The organism is Microcystis sp. LE19-41.2A (assembly GCF_027530405.1).
GTDB lineage: Bacteria > Cyanobacteriota > Cyanobacteriia > Cyanobacteriales > Microcystaceae > Microcystis > Microcystis aeruginosa.
This window is the reverse complement of sequence record NZ_JAPZQJ010000539.1, coordinates 1-6,952: the sequence shown is the minus strand read 5'-3', so window position 1 is coordinate 6,952 and position 6,952 is coordinate 1. Positions and strand designations below refer to the sequence as shown.

The following is a 6,952-nucleotide window of genomic DNA, read 5'->3' as shown; positions in this document are numbered from 1 at the left end:
AAAAACTTTTTCAGCAGACCCTAATTAGGGGTCTCAAGACCCCCCTAGCGGCCACCGAGAAAACCTTGACCAGCTAAGTATTTTTACTCAAGTCTCTGGAGGGGGACAGCTTATGTGACAGTTGAGGGTGCGGAATGTGGGATATAAGTTAAACTGATCACACAAAGAATAAGAGATCCCAGGTTTTTATCGAGAGTTAAGAGGTAAAATGATGACTTTGCAAGAAATGATCAAATCTTTTGAGAATTTATCAGAGGATGAACAGGAGTCATTGTTAGAGATTTTGTCTCAATATAGAGCCAAAGCAAGAGAAAGAGAAATTTTAGCTAATTTTAAGGAATTGAAAGAGGCGATCGCTACTGGAACGGCCAGAAGGGGAACCGTAGAAGATTTGATTGCCGATTTGAATGAGGATTAACAATGGGTCTAATATGGAGTGATGGGTTTAAGCGTTCGTTTAAGAAGCTAATCAAGAAAAATCCCCAGTTAAAACCTAAAATTTTCGATGTACTTAGAAAACTGGCAGAAGACCCATTTACACTGTCTTTAAAAACCCATAAGTTAAGTGGTAATTTAGAAGAGTTATGGTCTTGTACTGTAGCTTACGATTGTCGAATTATTTTTAGTTTTTCGGAAGATGGAGAATATTTAGAAGTTATCATCTTGTTAATTGATATTGGTAGTCACGATCAGGTGTATAGAAAATAGGATATACTGGAAAGCGATCCTGCGGGTTTCTGCGTTGCGGTACACATATATTTATAATAAGATAAATTTTTTCTAATCGTTAGGATTTCTTTTAAGATAGAATTTAAAGACAGGATTAATAGGAAAATAGGACGAGGTTTCTGATGGTAATTTATCCAGTAAACAGCGTCTCATTAATGACTGAATAGCTGCCCAAAATTCAGATTGAGAAAGGTCAAGATTACCAGTTTTGGGAAACTTTTCTACCGCTTCAGTTTGATTAGCTAACCAGTGTATCACCTTTTTTTCTGTTGCGGATAAACGCTGTAAATGACATTCGATCGAGTCTTCCATATCCCCTAAATAAATTTCATTTTTCATTTGTTCTAAAAATAAGGACACTTCTCCATCAAATAGCTCAATAATAGTTGAGGAGATAATATTTAACCAGTTAGGATGACCTTGATAAAGTTCGCTCAGTTCCGTCCATTTCTCCTCACTTTTTAAACCGTATTCTTTGAATATTTCTTCAAATTCTGTTGTTAAACCTTGCAGGTATAAAGTTTTAATTTTATCGGATTTTAAGGTGACAAAATCTCTGGGAAGTTCCCAACTAATTAAAATCAAACAACTTTGATGAGATGTGGTAGCAATTTGCTGAAAAAATTTATGATAATCCTGACAGTCGCTTAAATATTTACCTGCTAATTCCCCCAGTTTAAAAATATTCTGCACATCATCAAGAATAATTAAACAACGATAGGAGCTTAGATAATCTATTATATCAGGTAAGGGGGTTGATAGAGATTGGCTGAAAAACTGTTTTAGATCATCTTTGAGAGCGATTAATTGAGGAATATTTTCCAGACTGCGGTAAATAATATAATCAAATTGTGGGGCAATTTCTGAAATTAATTTAAGGGTTAAAGCTGTTTTTCCAATTCCAGTTAACCCATAAATGGTAATTAATCGAGTTTTATTATCTAGCCATTCTTTTAAGGTTGATATTTCTAACTTACGTCCATAGTTATACCTTAATTCAGGAGCTTTTGTTAAGTCAATTATGGGGGATAGATGATCATTATCTGGAAAATTTGAAGACTTTTTTAAGTTGTTTTCTGAATAGGGGTTATTTTCTCTACAGATGTTTATATGGTTATTACTAATATTATTACCATGATGGTTAACAAAGTGATAAATAGTAGATGAAGCTTTATTTTCTAAAATAGAACGAACATTAGACTTTTTTATATCTTCTTGAAAAACATCTGATAACAGTTGCCATAATTTCCATGCTTCTTTTTTTATATGGTCATAACTGCGCTGATTATCTTTGGCAATTTCTTCGTAATCTTGATGTTCCCAAATACCCTGTAAGATGGATTCTTGCAACGAATCAAGATGTTTACCAGTTTTCTCTAATACCTGTTTATCTGTCCATTCTAAAAGGGTTTGAATATCCATATAAGTAAGTGATAGAACTTTTGTATTACTGTTTGGGATAAGGGAACAGATTTTAGTTTTCTCGTTTTTTTATCAGACTAATAATCATTTTACTTCCCTCTTGCAAGAGATCAATGTATTGCCTACGAACATTTTACCCCATAAAGTCGGGAAGGCCAAACTGTCATAGCAAATCCGCCTTAGACAGTAAAGCTTGTAGTCATATTACTCGTAGGGTGCGCCTTTCAATAGCGTAACGCACCAATTGAATAATAGAGGTGGTGCGTTACGGCGAATTATTAATTTTGGTTTTTTGACTAAATTGATAGCCGCCTAACGCACCCTACACTCTACGGACTACTGATTAACTAGAAATTTGAGAAAAGATTAATAAAGGGTTTTTTATTTTTCCAGCGATAGGTATTAAAATCTCGATTATCAATTGATAAGATACGTCCATTTCCTAACTCTTCTGCTAAGATAACTAGGGAGGCATCGGCTAAGTCCATTGGCAGACTTTGATATTGTTTCATAAGGTCTTGAATTCTTTCTAGATGAGTATTTTCAAGGTGAAATAATAGAAATTTTTGGGGATGTCTCTCAAATACGTTCATTAATTTTATTTGTTTTTCAACTCCTGTATAGAGATTTGGAGAACGTTGTAAAAGAAGATGACAACTTTCTGTTAAAACACACCAAGTTGTAATTAGGGGTTAAGAAGAATACTGTGCTAAGGTTTGCTGTGCTATTAGATGATATTGATCTTTATTGTTAAATAAAGCCACCCAGAACCCAGTATCAACGATGATCATATTTAGCTTTTAATCCTTCTTTGAGAACGGATTTATAATTAGTAGAAAGGTCTGATTCTGCACTAATACAACCGATTAATCCAGATTCTTTTAAAATGTCTAGGGTACTTTGAGCTTCAGGGTTTATTTTTGCTGCAATCTCTGGCTTTTTTGCCAAAGAATAGCGTTTTTTTAATAACTCAATAAAATCAATCAGTAAGTTTTGTGCTTCTTCAGGTAATTGGTTAATATCTTGTTGAATTTGTTCTAAGTTAATCATTAATTTTCCTCTGTTAAGGTTTTTAAATAGGCTGCTAATCTTTAAGCGACTGTTTCTGACATTTAAACCTCCTGATTTGTTTCCGACTGTCACCTGTTACTTAATCGATTAATATTAATTCCAATGCTTGATTAATAATTTTATTTTTATCGATCATAGCCTCAATTTCTTCTGGTTGATATATACCCTCAAAAGCTTCTAATGCCCCTTGTCTTAAAGCGGAAGAATAAGCATCATCTAAGGTTTCTTTTAATTCTTCTATTGTTAGATAATTTCCTCCAGTTTTACGTCGTTGATTAATGCGTTGAATCTGTTTAACAGAATTAGAAATAGAGGTTTCCCATGAGCGTGTACTGCGTTTTTCTGCTTGCTGCTTAATCAGATGTAATAGGACAATAATACTAAAGCTAAAAATCTTATTGATCTTATCATCCTTACTCATTTCTGTCATTTCCTCTACCAAGATTAAGGCATCGGGAACATTGCCAGCTAGTAATAGATTTTTTAACTCTAATAGTTCTTCCATTTTTTGCTTTTTTTACTGATTAACCTCTTAATTTAGTAATTTGTTCTGCATTTAAATTAACCGAAGTTGCTAGTTATAAGCTTCGCTAGTTCGATCCCCCTAAATCCCCCTTAAAAAGGGGGACTTTGAGTCTGGTTCCCTCCTTAAAAAGGGAGACTTTGAGTCTGGTTCCCTCCTTAAAAAGGGAGACTTTGAGTCTGTTTCCCTCCTTAAAAAGGGAGACTTTGAGTCTGGTTCCCCCCTTTTCAAGGGGGGCTAGGGGGGATCGAACCTAGAAATCAAATTTAGCCTTGTTTCATGAGACTTGCCCTCCTTTTTGCCACTAAATCCCACTTTATCCCACAAAAATTATTGTATCAGAAAATCCAAAATGGCCACAAATTCCCACAGACAAAACCAAAGTGAACATCTAGATTGTAAGAATCACTCAGTTTTTTGGAGTCTTATCAGGTTATGAACAAGATACTAGCTAATTGTATCAGCTTAGGGATCGGATTGGGTGCGATCGGGGTGGCGTTACCTGCACAGGCCGCCTCTTTTCAGGGTTTAGGGTTCTTAAATGCTATCAATTTAATTAGCCGTGCGCAGGGAGTATCGGCAGATGGGTCTGTTGTTGTTGGTGAAAGCGCCAGTGCTGGTTATCAGGCATTCCGTTGGACACAAGCAACGGGGATGGTAGGACTGGGGTACTTACATTCTGGGGTTAATTTATTTAGCTATGCTATCGGAGTATCAGGGGATGGGTCTGTTGTGGTTGGTCACAGCCAGAATACCAGCAATAATGGTACGGATGCATTCCGTTGGACACAAGCAACGGGGATGGTGGGACTAGGGAACTTATCGGGGGGAGGCATTACCCCTATCAGTGCTTTAGGAGTATCAGCAGATGGGTCTGTTGTTGTTGGTCGTGGCAATGGTGCTGGTGGTTGGGAGGCATTCCGTTGGACAGAAGCAACGGGGATGGTAGGACTAGGGGAGCTATCTGGGGGTGCTTTCCAGAGCGAGGCTTTGGGAGTATCAGGGGATGGGTCTGTTGTTGTTGGTTATAGCAATAGTGCTGGTGGCCAGGAGGCATTCCGTTGGACAGAAGCAACGGGGATGGTGGGACTAGGGGACTTAGATAATGGGTTTGGTTATCTTCTATCTGCAGCTAAGGGAGTATCAGCCAATGGGTCTGTTGTTGTTGGTGAGGGCAATAGTGCTAATGGCCCTGAAGCATTCCGTTGGACAGAAACAACGGGAATGGTAGGACTGGGGGACTTATCTGGAGGTAGTTTCTATAGCACTGCTTCAGGAGTATCAGCCGATGGGTCTGTTGTGGTTGGTAATAGCAATAGTGCTAATGGTCACGAGGCATTCATCTGGAATTCCAGACAAGGGATGCGGAGCTTAAGAGAGATTTTAACTAATGATTATGGTTTAGATTTAACCGGTTGGACTTTAGAGGCGACTGGCATTTCTGCGGATGGGTTAACAATTGTGGGTACTGGACTTAACCCTAATAATAATGTTGAATCTTGGATTGCTCGTTTAAATCCGCAAAATAATCCATCTGTACCGGAGCCTAGTTCTATATTAGGGTTAGGACTGTTTTCTTTGGTGGGTTTTTTAATTAAGAAACGGTCATAATCTAACCTGACTTTGATGGGAAAGTCCATAAATTACCTATTTTTGGCATTTCAATCAGTTAGCATCTAAATCATTAGATAAAAGGGCATCCTCGAAAGGGGGTGCTTTTTTGTTGTTCGGATGTATCGATCGAGCTACAATAAAAGGGACTTCTCTAGGCGAAAATATGGCTACAGGCATCGATATTAGCGAATTTATTGTTGCTAGTCCGGATATTTGTAATGCTCGTCCCCGGATCGCGGGAACTAGAATCACGATTCAAAGTTTAGTCATGGATCATAAAACGGGAATGAGTGCCGAAGCGATCGCTAAAGAGTATCCTCAATTAAGTCTGGCTCAAATTTATAGCGCTCTAGCGTATTATCACGCGAATAAAGAACAGATAGAAGCCGATATCGATGCTTACCGAGCCGATTGTGAAGACTGGGAATCCCGATATCGAGCCGGTGAATTTTAATGAGTCAAATCCGTCTCTACCTTGATGAAGATGCGGGTCAACGCTCGGTCGTGGAAGCTTTGCGGAATCTGCGGTCAGTAAGGTATAGTCATTTCAATTAAAATTGAGAATATTAATCCCAGAGTTCATAAGGGTTTTGTCGGTATAGAGTGTATCAGACTTATCTGAAATGACTATAACTAATGATTTCGTTAGTACCGGAACCTAGTTCTATTTTAGGGTTAGGCCTGTTTTCTTTGGTGGGTTTTTTAATTAAGAAACGGTCATAATCTAACCTGACTTTAATGGGAAAGTCCATAAACTCCCTATTTTTAGTATTTCAATCAGTTAGCATCTCAATCATTAGATAAAAGGGCATCCTCGAAAGGGGGGCTTTTTTGTTGGTGTATAATGGCGATATATTCTGAAGGATTGAGGAATAACCGATGACTCATGCCAGACAAAGTTTATCATCTATCTATGAAGAAGATTATCAGCAATGGCTAGATGAGACAGTTTTATTGTTAAAAAATCGTCAAGTTGATAGTTTAGATTATGAGCATTTAATTGAGGAGTTAGAAGCTTGGGGAAGGGAACAAAAAAATGCGGTTGAGAGTTTAGCAATTCAAATAATACAACATCTTTTATTCTATCAGTATTGGTCAAGCGAACGAGAATATAACGAGCGACATTGGCGAGGTGAATTAATTGGTTTTCGGACTCAATTAGAATTAAGATTAACGACCAATCTCAGAAACCATTTATCTAATCGTCTCGATTATCTTTATGGTAAAGCCAGAAAAATGGCAGAGGTGAAAACGGATTTAAAATTACCCTCAGAGAATCCTTATGCTTTAGCTGATATTTTAGACGAAGATTGGATTCCTGAAATTAGTTAAATAATTCTTCAGAAAATTTTAGCTAGGATGGAACCTAGTTTTTTAAGATAATTATTAATTTAAAATCTTGGCTCTTCGGTTTGTGTTATGCAATGGACGGGGATTATAAGGGATGTAACCCTTATATAGAAAGGCATTTAGCGATTTTTGTCAATTGTTTTTTATCTAGAGCGAACTAATCAATTAAGTCTCTTGCCAGATAAGGATTTAGTCGATTTATGCCCCCCCTATCGAACCATAACAAGTAACGAAGAGCCAACT

Annotated in this window: 9 protein-coding genes and 1 pseudogene; 6 read left to right on the top strand and 4 right to left on the bottom strand. The window is 37.3% G+C overall.

All coding sequences use genetic code 11. The features are described 5' to 3' along the window. Positions 1-211: 211 nt before the first annotated feature. Both O9290_RS22630 and O9290_RS22625 read left to right on the top strand, forming a co-directional pair. Positions 212-418 (top strand): hypothetical protein, encoded by a 207-nt coding sequence (locus O9290_RS22630; protein WP_193956187.1) that lies wholly within the window; start codon positions 212-214, stop codon positions 416-418. A gap of 2 nt (positions 419-420) precedes the next feature. After that, positions 421-708 carry a type II toxin-antitoxin system RelE/ParE family toxin gene (locus tag O9290_RS22625; protein ID WP_002799380.1) on the top strand — a complete coding sequence of 96 codons (288 nt, stop codon included), beginning with the start codon at positions 421-423 and terminating at the stop codon, positions 706-708. 72 nt (positions 709-780) lie between these two features. On the opposite strand, the gene O9290_RS22620 is transcribed toward O9290_RS22625, so the two are convergent. The 4 genes and pseudogenes from O9290_RS22620 to O9290_RS22605 all read right to left on the bottom strand — a co-directional run bounded on the left by O9290_RS22620 (position 781) and on the right by O9290_RS22605 (position 3,727). Continuing rightward, entirely contained in the window at positions 781-2,151 is a 1,371-nt protein-coding gene (locus O9290_RS22620; RefSeq protein WP_288087577.1) for a helix-turn-helix domain-containing protein, read from the bottom strand. Positions 2,152-2,498: 347 nt separating this feature from the next. Next, positions 2,499-2,942, bottom strand: a pseudogene (locus O9290_RS22615) (type II toxin-antitoxin system VapC family toxin). Then, positions 2,929-3,201 (bottom strand): hypothetical protein, encoded by a 273-nt coding sequence (locus O9290_RS22610; RefSeq protein WP_002761103.1) that lies wholly within the window; start codon positions 3,199-3,201, stop codon positions 2,929-2,931. The pseudogene O9290_RS22615 and the gene O9290_RS22610 overlap by 14 nt, the downstream one beginning before the upstream one ends. A gap of 100 nt (positions 3,202-3,301) precedes the next feature. Continuing rightward, complete coding sequence (locus O9290_RS22605) at positions 3,302-3,727, bottom strand: DUF29 family protein (RefSeq protein ID WP_288055432.1); 426 nt, start codon at positions 3,725-3,727, stop codon at positions 3,302-3,304. 453 nt (positions 3,728-4,180) lie between these two features. Here O9290_RS22605 and O9290_RS22600 point away from each other — a divergent pair, with 453 nt between their 5' ends. From O9290_RS22600 to O9290_RS22590, 4 genes are all read left to right on the top strand, one after another. Continuing rightward, a complete protein-coding gene (locus tag O9290_RS22600; RefSeq protein WP_288055429.1) occupies positions 4,181-5,356 on the top strand; it encodes a PEP-CTERM sorting domain-containing protein in 1,176 nt (391 codons plus the stop codon). Positions 5,357-5,522: 166 nt separating this feature from the next. Beyond that, positions 5,523-5,813: a DUF433 domain-containing protein gene (locus O9290_RS22595; protein ID WP_046660892.1), complete on the top strand. Its 291-nt coding sequence runs from the start codon at positions 5,523-5,525 to the stop codon at positions 5,811-5,813. A 182-nt stretch (positions 5,814-5,995) separates the two neighbouring features. Then, positions 5,996-6,082 (top strand): PEP-CTERM sorting domain-containing protein, encoded by an 87-nt coding sequence (locus O9290_RS28310; protein ID WP_071823541.1) that lies wholly within the window; start codon positions 5,996-5,998, stop codon positions 6,080-6,082. 156 nt (positions 6,083-6,238) lie between these two features. Continuing rightward, on the top strand, positions 6,239-6,691 hold the full coding sequence (locus O9290_RS22590) for a DUF29 domain-containing protein (RefSeq protein ID WP_288026957.1): 453 nt from the start codon (positions 6,239-6,241) through the stop codon (positions 6,689-6,691). The last annotated feature ends 261 nt before the right edge of the window (positions 6,692-6,952 follow it).